We start from the raw sequence: 17,016 nt of genomic DNA on the forward strand, positions 1-17,016 counted from the left end.
CGCATATTGCGCGACCGACATTTGGCGACATCATGGAACCTGTTACCACTATACTGGTCTTGATCCTGACGGTGACGGTGAGTGGCTCCATCGTTCGCATCGCTCCCGTCCCTTTGCCCTTGCCCCTGGTTCAGATCCTGCTCGGGGCGCTCGTGGCGGCGGTAGCCAATGTGGGCGTCGAGCTGCGGCCCGAAGTGTTCTTCCTGCTGTTCTTGCCGCCCCTGCTCTTCCTCGATGGTTGGCGCATTCCCAAGGACGGCCTGAGACGGGACCGGGGCACGGTTCTGGCCCTGGCGCTGGGCCTCGTGGTGTTCACGGTGCTGGGGGTCGGGCTGTTCGTCCATCTCTTGATCCCCACCATGCCCCTGCCTGTGGCCTTTGCGCTGGCAGCCGTGCTTTCCCCCACCGATCCGGTAGCGGTATCGGCCATTGCCGAGCGGGTGCCGTTTCCGCGCCGGCTCATGCACATCCTGGAAGGCGAGGCGCTGTTCAACGATGCGTCCGGCCTCGTGTGCATGCGCTTCGCCGTTGCCGCCGCCCTGACCGGCGCTTTCAATCCCCTGGAGGCCTTCGGCGTCTTCCTCTGGCTCGCCCTCGGCGGCATTGCCATTGGCGCGGGGGTGACGCTGGCGGTCTCCAGCGCGAAGAACTGGGTTTCCGCCCACTATGGGGAGGAGCCCGGTTCGCAAATTCTCATCAGCCTGCTGATCCCATTCGGCGCCTATCTGGTGGCCGAGCATCTGGGCTGCTCGGGCATCCTGGCCGCTGTCAGCGCCGGCATCACCATGAGCCGGGTGGAGCAGTCCGGCCGAGCGCTGGCGCGCACCCGCGTGCAGCGGACCGCGGTGTGGGACACCATCAGCTTCGCCGCCAACGGCACCATTTTCGTGCTGCTGGGCGAGCAATTGCCACGTCTTGTGGCTAGCGTGACGCTGGCGGAGCGGGAGACCGGACAGCATGGCCAGGCGTGGCTGCTGCTGTATGTGGTGGCGATCAACGCCGCCCTGTTCGCCCTGCGCTTCCTTTGGGTGTGGGTGTCCCTGCGCTACACCATGTTCCGCAAGACCGGTGCGCGCCCAGCCTGGCAATTGGTGGCGGCCACCTCGCTTGCGGGCGCGCGCGGCGCGGTGACGCTGGCGGGCGTCCTGACCTTGCCTCTTGCCTTGCCCGACGGCACCGCCTTTCCCGCCCGCGAACTGGCCATTTTCCTCGCCGCCGGGGCCATCATCGTTTCGCTGCTGGCCGCCAGCATCGGCCTGCCGCTGCTTCTAAAGGGCCTGACCTTGCCGCCGGAAGCCACCCATCGGGCCCGGGAGGACCGGGCGCGCACCAGCGCCGCGGAAGCGGCCATCCGGGCGATCGGGCGGGCGCAGCACGACCTTGGGGAACACAAGGGCCAGATGGACCTTTATGCCGAGATCGGCACGCGGATCATGGGCCAGTACCGGGAGCGCGTGGCGCGCCGGAGCAAGACCGGCGAGGACGCGGTCCGCAGCAAGGCCATCGGGCAGATCGAGCGCGAGCTTTACCTTGTGGGCATGCATGCCGAACGCGATGAGCTTTACCGGCTCGCCCGCGCCCACCAGATCCCCGACGAAATGGCCCGCCAGCTGGTGGCGGAGGTGGACCTCCTGGAGACCCGCTTCTCGTCCACATGAGCCATCGCCACGTTTTCCACGCCTTTGGTCCGCCTGGGAAAATTATGTTTCCCTGCATTTCCAAGGGCCGGAGGTGCGTCCCGCCCGGGTCGGCGTTTCACCTTACCAAGATGTAATATTGGGGTCAGGGAGGCCGAAGCGCCCCCCCTCTAGCTATGGAGCCGAACCCGACGCCTCGCCCCGAGGCCTCGGGCGGGGTTGCGAAGTCCCACTCCATAAGAGATCCCCATGGCTGATGAATTCCAGGGCACCCCTGCCGGATGGCAATGCGTGCTTGATCTTTATGACTGCACCTGTGCCGAGATCGATGATCTGGACTGGGTGCGCGACACCATGCTCGCGGCGGCGCGGGTGGCGCAGGCCACCATCGTGACCGACAGCTTCCACCGCTTCGAGCCCCATGGTCTGTCCGGGGTGGTGGTCATCGCCGAATCTCACATTGCCATCCACACGTGGCCCGAGCGCCGCTATGCGGCCATCGATGTCTTCACCTGCAATTCCCGCCTCATGGTGGACGCCGCCGCCCGCTTCCTGGCCCAGGCCTTTGCCGCCGGCTCCGTGCGCAAGACGGACTTTACCCGCGGGGAACAAGGTGCCCTCACCACCGTGCCCCGCATTCTCACCACGCCGTCCTGGAACGGCCTTGTCCATGGGAGGGTCGCATGAAGGGCCCCACGATTGCTGCGTCCCGGCTGGCTCTGCCGCTGCGTCCCCGCCCCTATGACCTGCCGCCCTTGCCGGCGGACCGCTGCTATGTGGAGGAAGAGGACCCCAGCACGGTCCCGCCGGTCCATGTGCTGGACACGGCCGACCCCTACGACACCTATTCGTTCCGTGCGAGCGGGATCGTCCATGTGAGCCGTTCGTCCTACCAGTCCATCGTGGTGGCGGACACGCTGAATTATGGCCGCGTGCTGATCCTTGACGGCGCCATCCAGAGCTCGGAATCCGACGAGGAACTCTATCACGAGATGCTGGTTCAGCCGGCCATGCTCATGCACGAGGCGCCCCGCGACGTGCTGGTCATCGGCGGCGGCGAAGGCGCCACGCTGCGGGAAGTGCTCGCCCATGGCAGCGTGCGCCGGGCGGTGATGGTGGACCTCGACCAGGCCGCGGTGGACGTGTGCCGGGAACACCTGCCCCGCTGGCATCGCAATTCCTTCTCCGACCCGCGGGTGGAGATGAATTTCTGCGACGGCCGGGCCTATGTGGAAGAAGCCGGCGGCCTCTTCGACGTGGTCATCATCGATGTGGTGGACATGCTGGACAATGGTCCCGCCCAGCGCCTCTACACCCGCGAATTCTACGAGACGCTCAAGTCGCGCCTGCGACCCGGCGGCATCATCGCAGTGCAGGGCCTTGAGTTTTCCAGCCTGGACTTCAAGGGGCATACCGCGCTCCACCGCACCCTGCGCACGGTATTCCGGCAGGTGCACAGCTATCGCTGCGCCATTCCCTCTTTCCTTGGCACTTGGGGCTTCCTGATCGCCTCGGACTTCGCCGATCCGGCGGACTTTGCGCCGGACGTCATCGACCAGATTGCGGCGCGGCGGCTGCCGGAGGGCTGGCTTACCCACCTGGACGGTGCCTTTCTGCAGGCGGCCTTCTGCCACGACCGGGAGACTCGTTTCCTGCTCTCGCTGGCGGGGCCGATTCTGGAGGACGGCACGCCCTTCGTTCCGCCCCCGGACATCGAGGATGTGGAACCCGTGCGGGGCTGGGAGAACTAAGCCATGCTCGCGCCTGTCATCCAGGCCCCCCGCGGCCGCCAGTTGTTCGCGCAAGCGGGGGGCGCCGCCCCCTGGCGCGACATCGACCCCGCCCTGCTGGGCGCGGCCGAGACGATGCCGGGCGACGGCCTCATGGTCATCCACGTGGACCAGATCGGCCAGGTGGGTGCCCAGCGGCTGGTGGAAGCCTGGGTCATGACGGGCACCCCGGCTGGCGGCACCGCAACCGATGTGACCTTCCGGGGGCTGCGCATGCTCATGCGCGGCCACCGGGCCGCCCTGTTCGGCGGGCCGGAACTGACCGAACCGGCCTGTGCCGCCCTCATCGGCTTTCACGACCTCTGCGAACGGCTGCGCCAGATCGAAGACAGCCTGGCCGTGCGTCAGCCCCACCTGCGCGCGGATGTTCCGCTGACCCATGGGGTGGGCCATGCCGAATTGTCCCGCCAGGCCCATGTGAGCGAGATGACCCGCTGGGCCATGACGCTGCGCCTCGACCACACCGATCTGATGCGGGACCTGCGCCGGCCGGGAGAGCGGCTGGGCCTCGACCTCCCGGCGCGCCGGATGCTCGGCGAACTGATCCTCCAGGCCGACCTTCAGGGCCGGGCGGACAATCTGGAGGACAGCCTGGAATGTGCGCAGGACCTCTACGACACCGCCAATGATCGCCTGCTGGAATATCGCTACTTCCGCACCGAGGTGGTCATCGAGCTGCTGATCCTGGTGGTGCTGCTGGGGGAACTGGTTCTCCTGGTAACCGGCGCCTGACACCCGCTACACAAACAGACCGCCCGCCGTTCACCACGGCGGGCGGTTGCGTTTTGCGCCAGGGACGGGAGGTGACCCCCCCCCGGCCGGGCCGGCGAGGCCTGGGACCTCACACCGTAAGGCTGGCCAGGATGCGTCCGACGGTGTCCCGGTTGGACTGGTATTGGAACGCGTCCTCCTCGGCGTAGATCATGGCCAGCACCACTTGCGTCGGCTGAGCGGCGGGAATGGCCACCACGCGGAAAAGCACGTCATCCCCCTCGTCCTCGCCGCTGCCTTCCACCACCCGCAAGGGCTTGGGTCCGCTGGTGTCCATCTGGTCGGACAGGAGATCATAGTCATCGAGTTCATCGTCGATGACGCCTTCCAGCGGCGCGGTGGCAAGCGTTCCCTTGGGCGGCAGATCCAACAGCTGCGCGCGCAGATACAGCACCTCATTGGCGGAATGGGCGTCGATGCGGTCGTCGTTGGTCTGCGTCACCCAGTTTGACGGGACCCAGATGGAGAAGCCCTCCAGCTGGGTCACGCCGGCGCGCGCCAATCGCGGCGCCACCAGCAGTGCGGCGGCGGACAGAAGGACGGCGCGGCGGGAGGGCAGGCAAAGGGGCATGATGGGGTCTCTCGGGTGGGGAAGCAGCCGGGCCGCTTGGGATGCCCTCACCCTAGGCGCGGCGGTTTTGGCTCCCTCTGACCTCCACCTTACATCTGGGTAAGGTGGCCCGTGCCCCACCTGCCGCGCGCCCGCTCTTCACGCGATCAGCCGGCGCTGAAAGCCTGCATCCGTCAGGTCGTGCGGCCGGAAGCACAGGCGGAACAAGGTGCCGGGCAGGCCATCCTCCACCGTCAGCTCGATGCCGTGCATGTCGCAGATGGCGGCCACCAGTGCGAGCCCCAGGCCGCTGCCCGGCGTGGTGCGGCTGCGCTCCAGCCGGTAGAAGCGCTGGAAGACGCGATCCCGCTCGGCGGCGGGAATGCCTGGCCCCGTGTCCCGCACCACCGCCATGGGCGCGCCCTGATCGATGCCAAGCTCGATGGTGATGCTGGCTCCGGCGGGGCAGTGCCGCACCGCATTCTCGATCAGGTTGACCAGCATCTGGGCCAATAATTCCCGGTCGCCGAAGACGTGGACGGCGGGCGCGACGCGCAGATGGAGCACTTGCCCGGCATCCTCCGCCACGGGGCCATAGATCTCGCCCATGGTCTCGAACAGGTCGGAGAGGTCGAAGACGCGAAAGGCCTCGACCCGTTTGCCGGCCTCCACCTCCGCGATGCGCAACAAGGCGGCGGAGGTGGCGAGGATTTCGTCGGTCTCGGCGATGCAGGCATCCACCGCCTGCTCGTAATCGCGCAGGGTGGACGGCTGGTCCCGCACCTGCTCCAGCCGATGACGCAGGCGGGTGAGCGGCGTGCGCAGGTCATGGGCCACGTCATTGGAGACTTGTCGCACGTGCTCCATGAGCAATTGAATGCGTTCCAGCATCCGATTCAGGTTGCGTCCCAGGCGGTCCATCTCGTCGCGGGTGCCCCGCAGCGGGATGCGCTGGTCGAGATGGCCGCGGATGATGGTCTCGATGGTGCGATTGATCGCCTCCACCTGCCGCAGGAATCCCGCGGACAGGAACAGCCCGCCCACCATGGCCAGGAGCGCGATGGCCCCGCCGGCCACCACCAGGGCACGGCCGATCTCCTGATGGAGGTTGTAGAAGTCATCCAGGGTCTGCCCCACGGCCAGGTACCAGCCATTGGAGAGCACCACCCCGTCCATGAGCGCCATTTCGCTCCGGCGGATATGGACCGGGGCGACGGAGAGGGTGAAGAAGCCCTCGATGGGCGAGACCGCATCAATATTGCCTGCGATCCGCCGGCCGGAGGCATCCTGGAGGAGATAATAAGAGGAATTGGATTCCGCGGCGGCCGCCCGCTCGTTCACCTCATGCTCCAATTGCTCGTAGCGCCCCCCGGCATCCTCGGAGGACATGAGCGAAACTTCGGTGCGGATGGAGGTGCGGATCAGCTCGAAGGAATAGTCGGTGATCCGGTAGTAAAGGAAGGTAAAAAGCAGCGCGGTGCCAATACCAAATCCTGCCACATAGATGAGGGCGAGGCGAAAGGTGGAAGTGCGGGTAAAGCGGAGGAAATTCATTGCCGCGCCCGCAACAGATGCCCCACGCCCGGCGCCGGCCGCGGCTGCCGGCTCATGCCAGGCCTTCCCGGCCGTCCGGCAGGGCTGAGCTTTCGGCAGGAGGCGCGTCGGGCGCCCGCAGATAATAGCCGGCACCGCGCAAGGTGTGGATCAGATGGGGATCGAAATCCCGATCCACCTTGGCGCGCAGACGGCTCATATGGGTCTCCACGATGGTGGTCTTGGGGTCAAAATGAAACCCCCACACATTTTCCAGCAGCATGGTGCGGGTGACCACCTGTCCGGCGTGGCGCATGAGATATTCCAGCAAACGGAATTCCTGCTGCTGGAGCGGCACATGCTTGCCCGCGCGGGTGACCACGCGCCGCGCGCTGTCCAATTCAAGATCCGCCACCCGCAGGAGGGTCTGGGGCGCGTTCATGGGCGGGCGGCGCATGAGGGCATTGGCGCGGGCGACCAGCTCGGAGAAAGCGAACGGCTTCACCAGATAGTCGTCGCCGCCGGCCTCCAGCCCCTGAACCCGATCATTCAGTCCGCCCAGGGTGGTGAGAAACAAGGCCGGCACATTCACATTGGCCCCACGCAGCGTCTTCAGCAGCGACAGGCCGTCCAGTTGCGGCAGCATGCGATCAATAATCGCCAAGTCGTACGCTTCACTCGCGGCCAGAAACAAGCCGTCACGCCCGTTGCTGGCCACATCAACCACATGGCCCAGGGCGCGAAACCCACTGGCGATATAGGTGGCGGTGTCCGTATCGTCTTCGACCAGCAGCAGGCGCATCAGGTGTGTCTCGCGGGAAAACCACCGTTCGACACAAATGTGGGAGGAATGCGGCAGCTCAATACCTTCCGCAAGGCAAGGTGATGGTCGTCTCCCTCTCGTCCAACGCAAAATGGCCTGCCCAAAGGGCAGGCCATTCCACACTCACCAGTGGTCCTTGCTCAGCGCTGACCATCCTTGCGGCCGGCTTCCGAGGCGCGCTCCCGGTCATCCGCGAAATTGCCGCTGCCGCCTTGCTGCTTGTCCTGCGAGCCGCCCTGCGACTGCTGCTTCTGGTGGCTATGCTCGCCACCCTTACGGCCGGCCTCCGAGGCCCGCTCGCGATCATCCGCGAAGTTGCCGCTGCCGCCCTGCTGCTTGTTCTGCGAGCCGCCCTGCGACTGCTGGTTCTGGTGACTGTGCTCGCCACCCTTGCGGCCGGCTTCAGACGCCCGCTCACGATCATTGGCGAAATTGCCGGATCCACCGCGATGTTCGTTCGCCATTGCGTTTCTCCTTTGCGTGCCCGCCCATGCCTTGCCTTTTCCAACGACCGGGAGCCATGGGCGTTCCAGCTTGGCCGCAAACATCGCGCACGGGCTCCACTGGTCAGCCCATGGCCAGGTCCTGCTTGCGGTTGGCCCAGCCGCACACCCGCTGCTCCAGCACGGCGAAGATGGCGTAGAGGAGGATGCCGAGAGCCGCGAGCGCGAATAGGCCGGCAAAGGCCAGAGGCACGTCAAAGCTGGCGCTCGCCATCATCATCACCGTGCCGATGCCCCGGTTCGCCGCCACCGTCTCGGACAGAACCGTGCCCACAAAGGCCAGTGTGACGGCGATTTTCAGCGAGGCGAAGAAGTAGGGCATGGTGCGCGGCAAGCTGACATTCCAGAACACCTGGGACCGGCTGGCACCCAGGGCTTTCAGCACGTCCTCGGCTTCCGGCTCTGTGGTGGCAAGCCCGGTGGCCACGTTGACGACGATGGGAAAGATGCAGGTGGTCAGGGCGGTCAGGATGGCCGGCACCGTGCCCGACCCGAACCAGAGCACGAAGATGGGCACCACGGCCACCTTCGGAATAGAGGAAAAGCCCACGAGCAGCGGATAGGCCACATTATAGGCCGTGCGCGACATGCCCACGATCGCTCCCAGCGCCACACCAATGGCCATCCCGGCCGCAAAGCCGATCATGGTGGTGATGAGGGTCTGCAAGATGTGGGGCCACAGCGCCGGCATCTGAAGGATGAGCGTGGTGAGAACGGCGCTCGGTCGCGGCAGCACGATGGGGCTGATGGCGAAGACAATGCAGGCCGCCTCCCAGGCGCAGAAGAGCAGCAGGATAAGTCCAGCGGATTTCAGGTGGTCGGCGGTGCGCTGGGACATGGGGCAACTCCCGGATCACCGTCCCGGCCGCGCCGCCGGAAGGGAATGAGGCTTGAACAAAGGGACGTGGGATGGGCGCAGACGGGGGGCCGGGGACGGGCGTCACGCCTTCCGGGCCTCGAAGATCATGCGTCGCAAATCGTTGGTCAGGTCGGCGAAATCGGGCTGGAACGTGGTCTCCAGGCTGCGCGGGCGGGCGAAGTCCACCTCCCGATCCTCGATGACACGGCCGGGCCGCGCGCTCATCACCAGGATGCGGCTCGCCAGGAAGGCCGCCTCCCGCAGATCATGGGTCACCAGGAAGACAGTGGGCCGCGTGTCCATCCAGAGGTCCTGGAGCACGCCCCATAATTCTTCTCGGGTGAACTGGTCCAGCGCGCCGAACGGCTCGTCCAACATCAGCAGCTTGGGCGCGTGGATCAGTGCCCGGCACAGATTGGCGCGCTGAAGCATGCCGCCCGACAATTCCCACGGCCGACGATCGCCGAAACCGGTGAGGCCCACCTTCGCCAGGAGGTCATCGGCGCGCTGGCGGAACACCGTGTGCCGGTCGCGCGAGAACGTGTCCGCATAGGGCTTCACGATCTTGAGCGGCAGCATGATGTTCTCGCGAATGGTCAGCCACGGCATCATGGTGGGGTTCTGGAATGCCATGCCCACGCCCATGCGGGTGGCCCCCACTTCCCGGCCCGCCACGAACACATGGCCCTCAGTGGGGCGCAGGAGCCCGGCCACCAACTTGAGGATGGTGGACTTTCCGCATCCCGACGGCCCGACCATGGCGACGAATTCGCCGTCCCGGACCGTCAGGCTGGTCCGGTCGAGGGCGAGGAAGGCAGTCGCCCCGGTGCCGAAGCGCACCTGCACGTCTTCCAGCTGTGCGACCCGGCTTGCCGGGCCCTCCAGGACGGCGGCAAGGGCGGTCATGCCCCCTGCCCTTCATCCAAGAGCCGCGCGAAGGCGGCGACGGCCGCCTCTGCCACCTGGAGATCCTGCTCGCCCGACCCCGAGCCGACGCCGATGCCGCCCACGATGTGACCGTTCGCCAGGAGCGGGAGGCCGCCCTTAAGGTTGGTCATCCGTCCGCTGGTGGCCTCGGCCAGAAGCAGCGCCTTGTCCGGGGAGATGGAGCCCGTGGGCTGGCCCGTTGTTGCGGATGTCATGGCCTTTCGCGTGGCGCTTTCAATGGACAGGACACGGGAGCCGTCCATGCGGGCGAAGGCGAGGAGGTTGCAGCCTTCGTCCACGATGGCGATGCACTGCGGCACGCCCATGGCCTCCGCCGCATCCACGGCTGCGGAGAGAACGAGAAGCGCCCCCTTGTGGGTGAGCTTGGTGGCGGGGCGGACGATGGTCATGGCGCGAGCGCCTCCTTGAGATCGGTTACGAGCATGGCGCCCGGTGCGTGGCTGATAAAGAAGGGCAGGCCGGAGGCGTGAAGCGCCGCCAAGGCGGTGAGGCCGCAGGGCCAGAAGACGGGCACCTCGCCGCCCTCGGGCAGGACCGGGTCGCCCCAATCCGCGCGGGCAAGATCGGCGATGCCAATGGCACCGGGATCACCATAATGAAGGGGCGCGCCATGGCTGCGCGGCAGGCGCGCCGTGATGGCGGCGACCCGCTTCACATCCTCAAGCCGAAACGGCCGCATGGACGCCACAAGCGAGCCGGCAAATATCCCCGCCGGCTGTGTGGGCAAAGCCGTGCGGTAAAGCCCGCCCTGAAGCCCCAGCTCCCGGTGGCGCAGGCGGATGCCGGCCTCGGCCAGGGCCTCTTCCGCGCCCAGCCAGCAGCCAAGGGCAAAGGCCACGAAATCCGGCCGCCAGAGGTCGGCGATGTCGGACACCGCGTGCGACAGGCGCCCTTCGTGAACGAGATAGGCGGGCAGGTCGTGACGCAGGTCGATGTCGGTGCCGAGCCCGTCGATGCACGGGCGCCCCGGCGCGCTGCAGCCGAGCAGCGGGCAGGCGGCGGCATTGGCCGCGCAAAAGGCCTCGAACGCCACGGCGTGGCTTGCCGGCAGGACGAACAGGTTCGCCTGCACATATCCAGGCGCCCGCCCCACCGTGACGCCCGCAAAGCCCGTCCGGCTCGCCTGGCGCACATCGCGGCCCGTCTCGCTCCTAGACATGGCGGACATAGCCCCCGTCCACCCGATGAACCGATCCGGTCACATAGGAGGCGTGCCCGGAGCACAGGAAGGCCGCGAGGGCCGCCACCTCCTCCGGTTGGCCATAGCGCCCCATGGGGATCTGGGCGAAGGAGCGCTGGCGCACCAACTCCACGTCCACCCCCTCCCGCGCGGCCGTCGCCGCATCGGTCATCTCAACCCGTTCCGTAGCGATGCGGCCGGGCATCAGGACATTGATGGTGACGCCGTTCCCCGCCACTTCCGGCGCCAGTGACTTGGACCAGGCGATGAGCCCCGCGCGCAGCGTGTTGGAAATGCCGAGGACGGGAATGGGCTGCACCGCGCCCGTGCTTACGATCGTCAGCACCCGTCCCCACCCGTTGCGGCGCATGGCCGGCAGGAACAGGTCCGTCAAACGGATGACGGAGAGCGACATGGCGCGGAAACTGTCCTCCCAGTCCTGCGGGCTTCGGGCAAGCGCACCGCCATAGGGCGGGCCGCCCGTGTTGTTCACCAGGATGTCCACCGGCCCCACCGCTTCCGCGAAGGCGGGGAGGCTTCCGGTGTCGGAGAGGTCCAGGTGAAAGGTCCGCGCACCGCCGATCTCATCGGCAGCGGCGGCAAGGGCAGCCGCGTCGCGGGCGGCGATGGCCACGTCCGCCCCCTCCCCCGCCAACATCCTGGCGATGGCGAGACCCATGCCTCGATTGCCGCCGAGCACAAGGGCGCGCTTGCCTGCGATCTTCAGATCCATGACGTGATGTCCCTTGTCTTCCAGGCCGAAGATGTCTCCTGCGCCAGGAACATCCCCCGGCCCGGCTCCGCCTTCAATTGCCCGTCCTCCACGATCACCGCGCCACGGCTGAGCACGGTCTGCGGCCAGCCCTGCACCTCCAGCCCCTCGAACGGCGTGTAGTCCACATTGTGGTGTAGGAGGTCATTGGTGAGTGTGGTCCGCCGATCCGGGTCCCAGAGCACGAGGTCCGCGTCCGCCCCCACGGCGATGGTGCCCTTCCGGGGGTGCAGGCCATAGAGCTTGGCATTGTTGGTGGCGGTGAGGGCCACGAAGCGCGGCAAGTCGATGCGCCCCTTGACCACGCCCTCGCTGAAGAGAAGGGGCAGGCGCGTTTCAAGGCCGGGAATGCCGTTCGCCACGGCACGGAAGGACGGCGTGCGACCCGCCTTCAGCTTGCCCTCCCCGTCGAACCGGTAAGGGGCGTGGTCGGAATTGAAGATGTCGATGGTGCCGTCCTCGATCCCCTGCCATAGCGCGGCCTGCGCGCGCACATCGCGCGGGGGCGGGCTGCACATGGCCTTGGCGCCCTCCATGTCCGGCAAGTCGAGATCCTGCTCGGTGAGCAGGAGATATTGCGGACAGGTCTCGGCGATGACCACATGGCCGCGCGCTCGGGCACGGCGGATCTCGTCCAGCGGCTCGCCTCCGCTCACATGCACGATGACCAGAGGAACGCCGGCAACCTCCGCCAGGGTGAGCGCCCGGTGGGTGGCTTCCCGCTCCACAGCCAGGGGGCGGGAATGGGCATGGGCCACCGGGCGGGTGCGCCCGGCCCGTTCCAGGCGATCGGCCAGCCAGCCGATGATCTCGTGGTTCTCGGCATGAATGAGCATGACCGCCCTTTCGGTGCGGGCCGTCTCGAACACGTCGAGGATCTGGCGGTCGCTCAGCTGCATGGCCTCGTAGGTCATGTAGACCTTGAGGCTGGTATGGCCACGCCGGATCAGTGCCGGCAATTCCTGCCCCAGTACCGTCGGCGTGGGATCGCTGACGATGAGGTGGAAGGCATAATCGCCCACCGTCTGCCCGTCGGCGCGGCGGTGATAGTCCTCCACCGCCGCGGTGAGAGACTGACCGCGGTGCTGGACGCAGAAGGGCACGATGGTGGTCGTGCCGCCGAAGGCCGCGCTGATGCTGCCGGAGCGAAATCCATCGGCCATGGTCGCGCCCTTGGAGGCAAGGCCGGGAGCCTGGGGCTGGTCCAGGTGGCAGTGGGCATCAATGCCCCCCGGCAGCACCAGTCGTCCGGTGGCGTCGAGGATGCGATCGCCATCGCCGATACGATCGGCGATGGCGGCGATGCGCCCGGCCCGAACGCCCAGATCGGCCTTGAACACGTCCGAGGCAGTGGCAACCGTCCCGCCCCGTATGACCAGATCGAAGCTCATGCCGGCAGCTTCCGGATCTCGGCCGAGGGCAGGAAGGCGGGGTCGAAGACTTCGGAGGGCTTGGGCACGGCGGCAAAGCCGAAACCCGCCGCCACCGCCTCCATGCCGCGGGCCAGGCGGGCGTCATCGACGCCGCCGAGGCCGTTGGCGCGGGATTCGGGCGTGGTCAGCTGGTTCTTGATGAGCCACAGGAGCTTCTGCTCCTCGAGGTCGGCATTGATGAGCGGCGCCTGCGCCTTCAGGGCCGCAATGGCCGCCTTGGGATCACGGGCGGCCGCCTGCCATCCCCGCGCGCTTGCGGCGACGAACGCCTTCGCCACGTCCGGCGACTGGGTGCGGAACTTCTGGGAAAGAATGATGCCGTTGCCATAAAGGTCGAGGCCGGCATCGTCATAATAGAGGAACTTGATGTCCTCCGGCTTCACGCCCGCCTTCAGCAGGCCGAAATACATGGTGGAATCGAAGCCCAGGATGGCATCGGCACTGCCGCCCGCCAGCACCGCTTCGCGCAGCTGAAGGCCGACCATGTTCCACTTGACGGAAGCCGGGTCGAGCTTGGTGGCCTTCGCATAGGTGGAAAAGAGCCGATAGGCCCCGTCGGGCGCCGCAGCGCCGATGGTCTTGCCGGCGAGGTCCGCCGGCTTTGTGATGCCGGACTTGGCGAGGGTGCCGACGCACAGCGGGCTGCGGAAATAGACCATGTAGACGTTGCGGATGGCCGCGCCCGCATTCTTGGCATTGAACTCGGCCATGGAATTGATGTCGGCAATGCCGGCATCATAGACCCCCGAGCCCACCCGCGAGACCGCCTCCCCCGAGCCGGCGCCGGCATCAAACTGGCAGTCGAGCCCGGCTTCCTTGTACCAGCCGTTCCGCTCCGCCAGGAAGAAGGCGGCATTGGAGCCGTCGAAGGGCGCGGCCAGGGAGAACTTGATGGGCGTGGCGGCCCGCGAAAGGCCGGCCTTCAGGACGAACGGCGCCGCGAGGGCCGCGGACAGGAAGGACCGGCGGGTGATCGGCGAAAGAGCCATGGTGTTCCCCGATGATGAGAGCTGTCCCTTCTTCAGCAAGCCTTATGCCATTTGAGAACTTGAATGATAGCAATGATGCGCTATGAATTGCGCACAATCTCGCGCACACGCATTGGACAGAGCGAACAGCGATGAAGCAGGAAAAGCGGCTCGTGGGGGTCATGAATGACCGCAACCGCCCCAAGGTGGAGGATGCGGACGATGCCTATGAGCACCTCTTCTCCGCCATCGTGGATCAGCGCCTGTTGCCCGGAACCAAGCTCACCGAGCTGGCCTTGGTGGAGGCGTTCGGCGTCGGGCGACGGACGGTGGCCACCGCGCTCCAGCGCCTCACCTGGGAGCGGCTTGTGGTCTTCTTTCCCAAGCGCGGGGCCTTTGTGGCCGCCCCCGATGCCGAGGAAGCCCGGCAGGTTTTCGCCGCCCGCGTTGCCATCGAGGCCGGCACCACGGAGGCGGTGGCGCGGGCGGCAGATACTGCCGCCATCGCGCGCCTTCAAGACAACATCGACCAGGAGCACCGCCTGCGCGAACAGGGCAACATGCGCGAAGCCATCCACCTGTCCGGCGGCTTCCATGTGCTGATGGCGCACCTGTCCGGCAATGCCATCCTGGCCGAACAGGTCCGCCTCCTGGTGGCGCGTACCAGCCTGATCGTCAATCTCTTCGACAACCAGACTGGCCTCTCCGGCTGGCACGATCATCATGACGAATTGATCCGCCATTGCGCGGCCGGCCGCGTGCCGCAGGCTGTGGCGCTCATGAAGGCGCACATCATCGAGCTTCAGGACGCCCTGGTGCTGGATCGCCGCCGCCCGGTGGCGTTTGACATGATGGGTGTATTTGCCCGCAGCTAAGCGAGGCTTGCGGCGCTGCGTTCCCTTTTCGGCAGAAGCCGCGCCGGCACAAAAAAGGCCTCCCGCGGAAGCGGGAGGCCCATGGATGCGTGCGGCGCGGGCTCAGACGTATCCGAAGATCTCGCTGAAGGCATAGTCGTTCTGCACGATGCCTGAACCGACCGGAGAGACGTGGCCGACCGTATCCCCATGGTCGCGGCTGAGCGACCACATGGAGATGCCGGAGACCTCGTCATTGGACTGCACGTAGTCCACCAGTTGATGGGCATCCTCCAGCGTGAACACTTCGCTGGTGATATCGTTGATGCCGATCATGGGCGTCACCACGAGCTTGGCATCCAGGCCGATGGTGTGCATCTGCTTCAGCGTGGCATCGGCCGCGGAGATGGCGTCATTGCCCATGTCCCCGGTGTCGTAATAGTCGCCATAGTCCATGGCCATGATGTTGACGTGCGAAATGTCCACGCCGTGGGACATGGCATCCTGCAGCAGGGCAACGCCGGCCTGGGTCAGGCCGTCCGTCAGCACGGGAAGCGTATAGGACACTTCAAGGCCGGGATTGTTGTGCTGGAGGATGGATAGGGCCTCGTTCCGCATTGCGATGGCCGATTTATCCGCAATGGCCGCCCCCTCGATATCGAAGTCCAGCTTGGTCACGCCATACTGGTCGATCACCGACTGATAGGCCTTCACCAGGGCATCGACGCTGGAGAAGGTGGAGGCCGCCTCCTGGCCGTTGGCGCCGCCGAAGGAGATGGTTACATCCACCCCGTTCGCCTGCAATTCCTTCACCACGGAGGCGATGGACGTGCCATTGGGAAGGGCGTCGTTGCTGATTGTGCCGGAGCCACCCCAGCCGATGGTGTTGGTGCCGGACGACAGAACGAAGGCCAGCGTCACCGCCTCAAGGCCCGCGCTCTCAACGATGTGCACGAGGTCCTGGCTGCTGGTCAGTGACATGTCCACATAAGGCGAGAAGGTCTTGTCGCCGCCGGACCCGGTGTGCTCCACCGCGGTGGTCACCGAGAAGTCCGAGGAATGGGGCGAGCTGCCCGCCTCGTCGATGGCCACCACCGAATATTTGTAGGTGGTCGCGGCGTTCAGCCCCTCGATCTTGAAGTAAGTGTCCTTGGTCGTGGCGACCAGCGTGCCATCCTGATAGATCTGGTAGCCGGAAACGGTGCCGACGCCGTGCACATCCGCCGCATCCCAGCGCAGCGTGAGGCTGTCGTCCTTGACCCCGGTGGCGCGCAGATCCTCCGGCGCGTCGGGCACCACCGGGGTGGTGTCCATATAGCCGACGAAGGTCCAAACCAAGCCGCTGCCTGCCGCGCCGCTGTTGCTGGCCGGGTCGTCGCCCTTGGTCCACCAATTGGCAACGAAGACCTCATTGCCGACACTCACATGATCGCCGGCCAGATAGACGCTGGACGCGGTCCAGGCATCGGCATATTCCGCGCTGCCGCCGCCCGTGCCACCTCCCGTGCCGCCGCCCGTCTCCCCGCCGGTGCCGCCCCCGGTCTCTCCCCCGGTCCCGCCGCCCGTACCGCCTCCGGTGCCGCCTCCGGTCCCACCACCGCTGGACCCGGTGGCCGCATCAATGGCCGACTGCCATTCGGCGAGCGCCGAAGCATCCTTGGCGTGGATGTTGCTGATGGACAGCTCCGCCAGCGAGACATCGGTCAGAATATAGGACTGGTTGTTGGAGGGGATGGTGATGACCGTCGAACCCGCCACTTCCGAGATGGTGAAATTGTCCGCCGAGAACCAGCCGAAATCCAGCACGTCGAGCGCGGTGTCGAAATTCAAATGGCTGGTGGTGCCCCACGACCAGGTGATGGTGGTCACGGTGGCCACCCCGTCTCCCACATGGCCGGACGTCCCCCCGGTGGAGCCGCCCGTCGACCCGCCGGTGGATCCGCCCGTTGAACCACCGGTCTCACCACCCGTGCTGCCGCTGTCGTTGAGCGCCGTGGTCCAGGCCGCCACGGTGGAGCTGTCCTTGGCCGCGATGTTCTTCAGCGACAGTTCATCGAGCGTGACGCCGCTCAACGTATAGGTCTGGTTGTTGGAGGGGATGGAGATCACGACCGATCCGTTGACCTCGCTGATGGTGAACTGCCCCGACTGGAACCAGCCGAAGTCAAGCACGTCGACGCTGGGGTCGAATGTGATGGCCGCGTTCGCGCCCCAGGCCCAAGTGATGGTGGTCGTCTTGCCGCTCGCCATGATGAACTCACGCTAGGAGTGAAACAGCATGCGAGTCTCTCAGAGGATCAAAACCCCGACAATCATTCCGGCCCATCGGAAAAGGTTAAGTTTTATTGGCTGCAGCTTCGCCAAGCTCAGCGCGGGGCCTTGCTGATTTGTGACA

17 protein-coding genes are annotated in these 17,016 nt (G+C 66.4%); 5 read left to right on the top strand and 12 right to left on the bottom strand.

Translation table 11 applies throughout. The annotated features are described in order from the left end of the window. Window positions 1-32 precede the first annotated feature (32 nt). From ACT54L_RS17440 to ACT54L_RS17455, 4 genes are all read left to right on the top strand, one after another. Window positions 33-1,658: a Na+/H+ antiporter gene (locus tag ACT54L_RS17440; RefSeq protein ID WP_476086911.1), complete on the top strand. Its 1,626-nt coding sequence runs from the start codon at window positions 33-35 to the stop codon at window positions 1,656-1,658. 228 nt (window positions 1,659-1,886) lie between these two features. Next, window positions 1,887-2,324 carry an adenosylmethionine decarboxylase gene (gene speD, locus ACT54L_RS17445; RefSeq protein ID WP_476086912.1) on the top strand — a complete coding sequence of 146 codons (438 nt, stop codon included), beginning with the start codon at window positions 1,887-1,889 and terminating at the stop codon, window positions 2,322-2,324. Continuing rightward, window positions 2,321-3,388, top strand: coding sequence for a spermine/spermidine synthase domain-containing protein (locus ACT54L_RS17450; protein WP_476086913.1), 1,068 nt, complete (start codon window positions 2,321-2,323; stop codon window positions 3,386-3,388). Before speD ends, ACT54L_RS17450 begins: the two co-directional genes overlap by 4 nt. Window positions 3,389-3,391: 3 nt before the next feature. Next, window positions 3,392-4,159 (top strand): hypothetical protein, encoded by a 768-nt coding sequence (locus tag ACT54L_RS17455; protein WP_476086914.1) that lies wholly within the window; start codon window positions 3,392-3,394, stop codon window positions 4,157-4,159. A gap of 109 nt (window positions 4,160-4,268) precedes the next feature. Here the strand turns inward: ACT54L_RS17455 and ACT54L_RS17460 are convergent, their stop codons facing one another. The 11 genes from ACT54L_RS17460 to ACT54L_RS17510 all read right to left on the bottom strand — a co-directional run bounded on the left by ACT54L_RS17460 (window position 4,269) and on the right by ACT54L_RS17510 (window position 13,788). Continuing rightward, a complete protein-coding gene (locus tag ACT54L_RS17460; protein WP_476086915.1) occupies window positions 4,269-4,769 on the bottom strand; it encodes a hypothetical protein in 501 nt (166 codons plus the stop codon). A gap of 138 nt (window positions 4,770-4,907) precedes the next feature. Then, window positions 4,908-6,302 (bottom strand): sensor histidine kinase, encoded by a 1,395-nt coding sequence (locus tag ACT54L_RS17465; protein ID WP_476086916.1) that lies wholly within the window; start codon window positions 6,300-6,302, stop codon window positions 4,908-4,910. Window positions 6,303-6,354: 52 nt separating this feature from the next. Beyond that, window positions 6,355-7,083 (bottom strand): winged helix-turn-helix domain-containing protein, encoded by a 729-nt coding sequence (locus ACT54L_RS17470; RefSeq protein WP_476086917.1) that lies wholly within the window; start codon window positions 7,081-7,083, stop codon window positions 6,355-6,357. Window positions 7,084-7,244: 161 nt separating this feature from the next. After that, window positions 7,245-7,568: a con-10 family general stress protein gene (locus tag ACT54L_RS17475; RefSeq protein ID WP_476086918.1), complete on the bottom strand. Its 324-nt coding sequence runs from the start codon at window positions 7,566-7,568 to the stop codon at window positions 7,245-7,247. Window positions 7,569-7,671: 103 nt separating this feature from the next. Continuing rightward, window positions 7,672-8,445 carry an ABC transporter permease gene (locus tag ACT54L_RS17480; protein WP_476086919.1) on the bottom strand — a complete coding sequence of 258 codons (774 nt, stop codon included), beginning with the start codon at window positions 8,443-8,445 and terminating at the stop codon, window positions 7,672-7,674. Window positions 8,446-8,547: 102 nt separating this feature from the next. Continuing rightward, window positions 8,548-9,372, bottom strand: coding sequence for an ABC transporter ATP-binding protein (locus tag ACT54L_RS17485; protein ID WP_476086920.1), 825 nt, complete (start codon window positions 9,370-9,372; stop codon window positions 8,548-8,550). Then, window positions 9,369-9,803 carry a GlcG/HbpS family heme-binding protein gene (locus ACT54L_RS17490; protein ID WP_476086921.1) on the bottom strand — a complete coding sequence of 145 codons (435 nt, stop codon included), beginning with the start codon at window positions 9,801-9,803 and terminating at the stop codon, window positions 9,369-9,371. Before ACT54L_RS17490 ends, ACT54L_RS17485 begins: the two co-directional genes overlap by 4 nt. Beyond that, entirely contained in the window at window positions 9,800-10,582 is a 783-nt protein-coding gene (locus tag ACT54L_RS17495) for a D-glutamate cyclase family protein (protein ID WP_476086922.1), read from the bottom strand. The genes ACT54L_RS17490 and ACT54L_RS17495 overlap by 4 nt, the downstream gene beginning before the upstream one ends. Continuing rightward, entirely contained in the window at window positions 10,566-11,327 is a 762-nt protein-coding gene (locus ACT54L_RS17500) for an SDR family oxidoreductase (RefSeq protein WP_476086923.1), read from the bottom strand. The genes ACT54L_RS17495 and ACT54L_RS17500 overlap by 17 nt, the downstream gene beginning before the upstream one ends. After that, the gene (gene hydA / locus ACT54L_RS17505; RefSeq protein WP_476086924.1) at window positions 11,318-12,757 is read right to left on the bottom strand and encodes a dihydropyrimidinase; all 1,440 of its coding nucleotides are present in this window, start codon (window positions 12,755-12,757) and stop codon (window positions 11,318-11,320) included. The genes ACT54L_RS17500 and hydA overlap by 10 nt, the downstream gene beginning before the upstream one ends. Then, window positions 12,754-13,788, bottom strand: coding sequence for an ABC transporter substrate-binding protein (locus tag ACT54L_RS17510; protein ID WP_476086925.1), 1,035 nt, complete (start codon window positions 13,786-13,788; stop codon window positions 12,754-12,756). The genes hydA and ACT54L_RS17510 overlap by 4 nt, the downstream gene beginning before the upstream one ends. Window positions 13,789-13,919: 131 nt before the next feature. Here ACT54L_RS17510 and ACT54L_RS17515 point away from each other — a divergent pair, with 131 nt between their 5' ends. Then, on the top strand, window positions 13,920-14,642 hold the full coding sequence (locus tag ACT54L_RS17515; RefSeq protein WP_476086926.1) for a GntR family transcriptional regulator: 723 nt from the start codon (window positions 13,920-13,922) through the stop codon (window positions 14,640-14,642). 102 nt (window positions 14,643-14,744) lie between these two features. Here the strand turns inward: ACT54L_RS17515 and ACT54L_RS17520 are convergent, their stop codons facing one another. Beyond that, window positions 14,745-16,871, bottom strand: a complete 2,127-nt coding sequence (locus ACT54L_RS17520) for a fibronectin type III domain-containing protein (RefSeq protein ID WP_476086927.1) — start codon at window positions 16,869-16,871, stop codon at window positions 14,745-14,747. Window positions 16,872-17,016 lie beyond the last annotated feature (145 nt).

This window comes from Aquabacter sp. DMC10 (genome assembly GCF_056314145.1).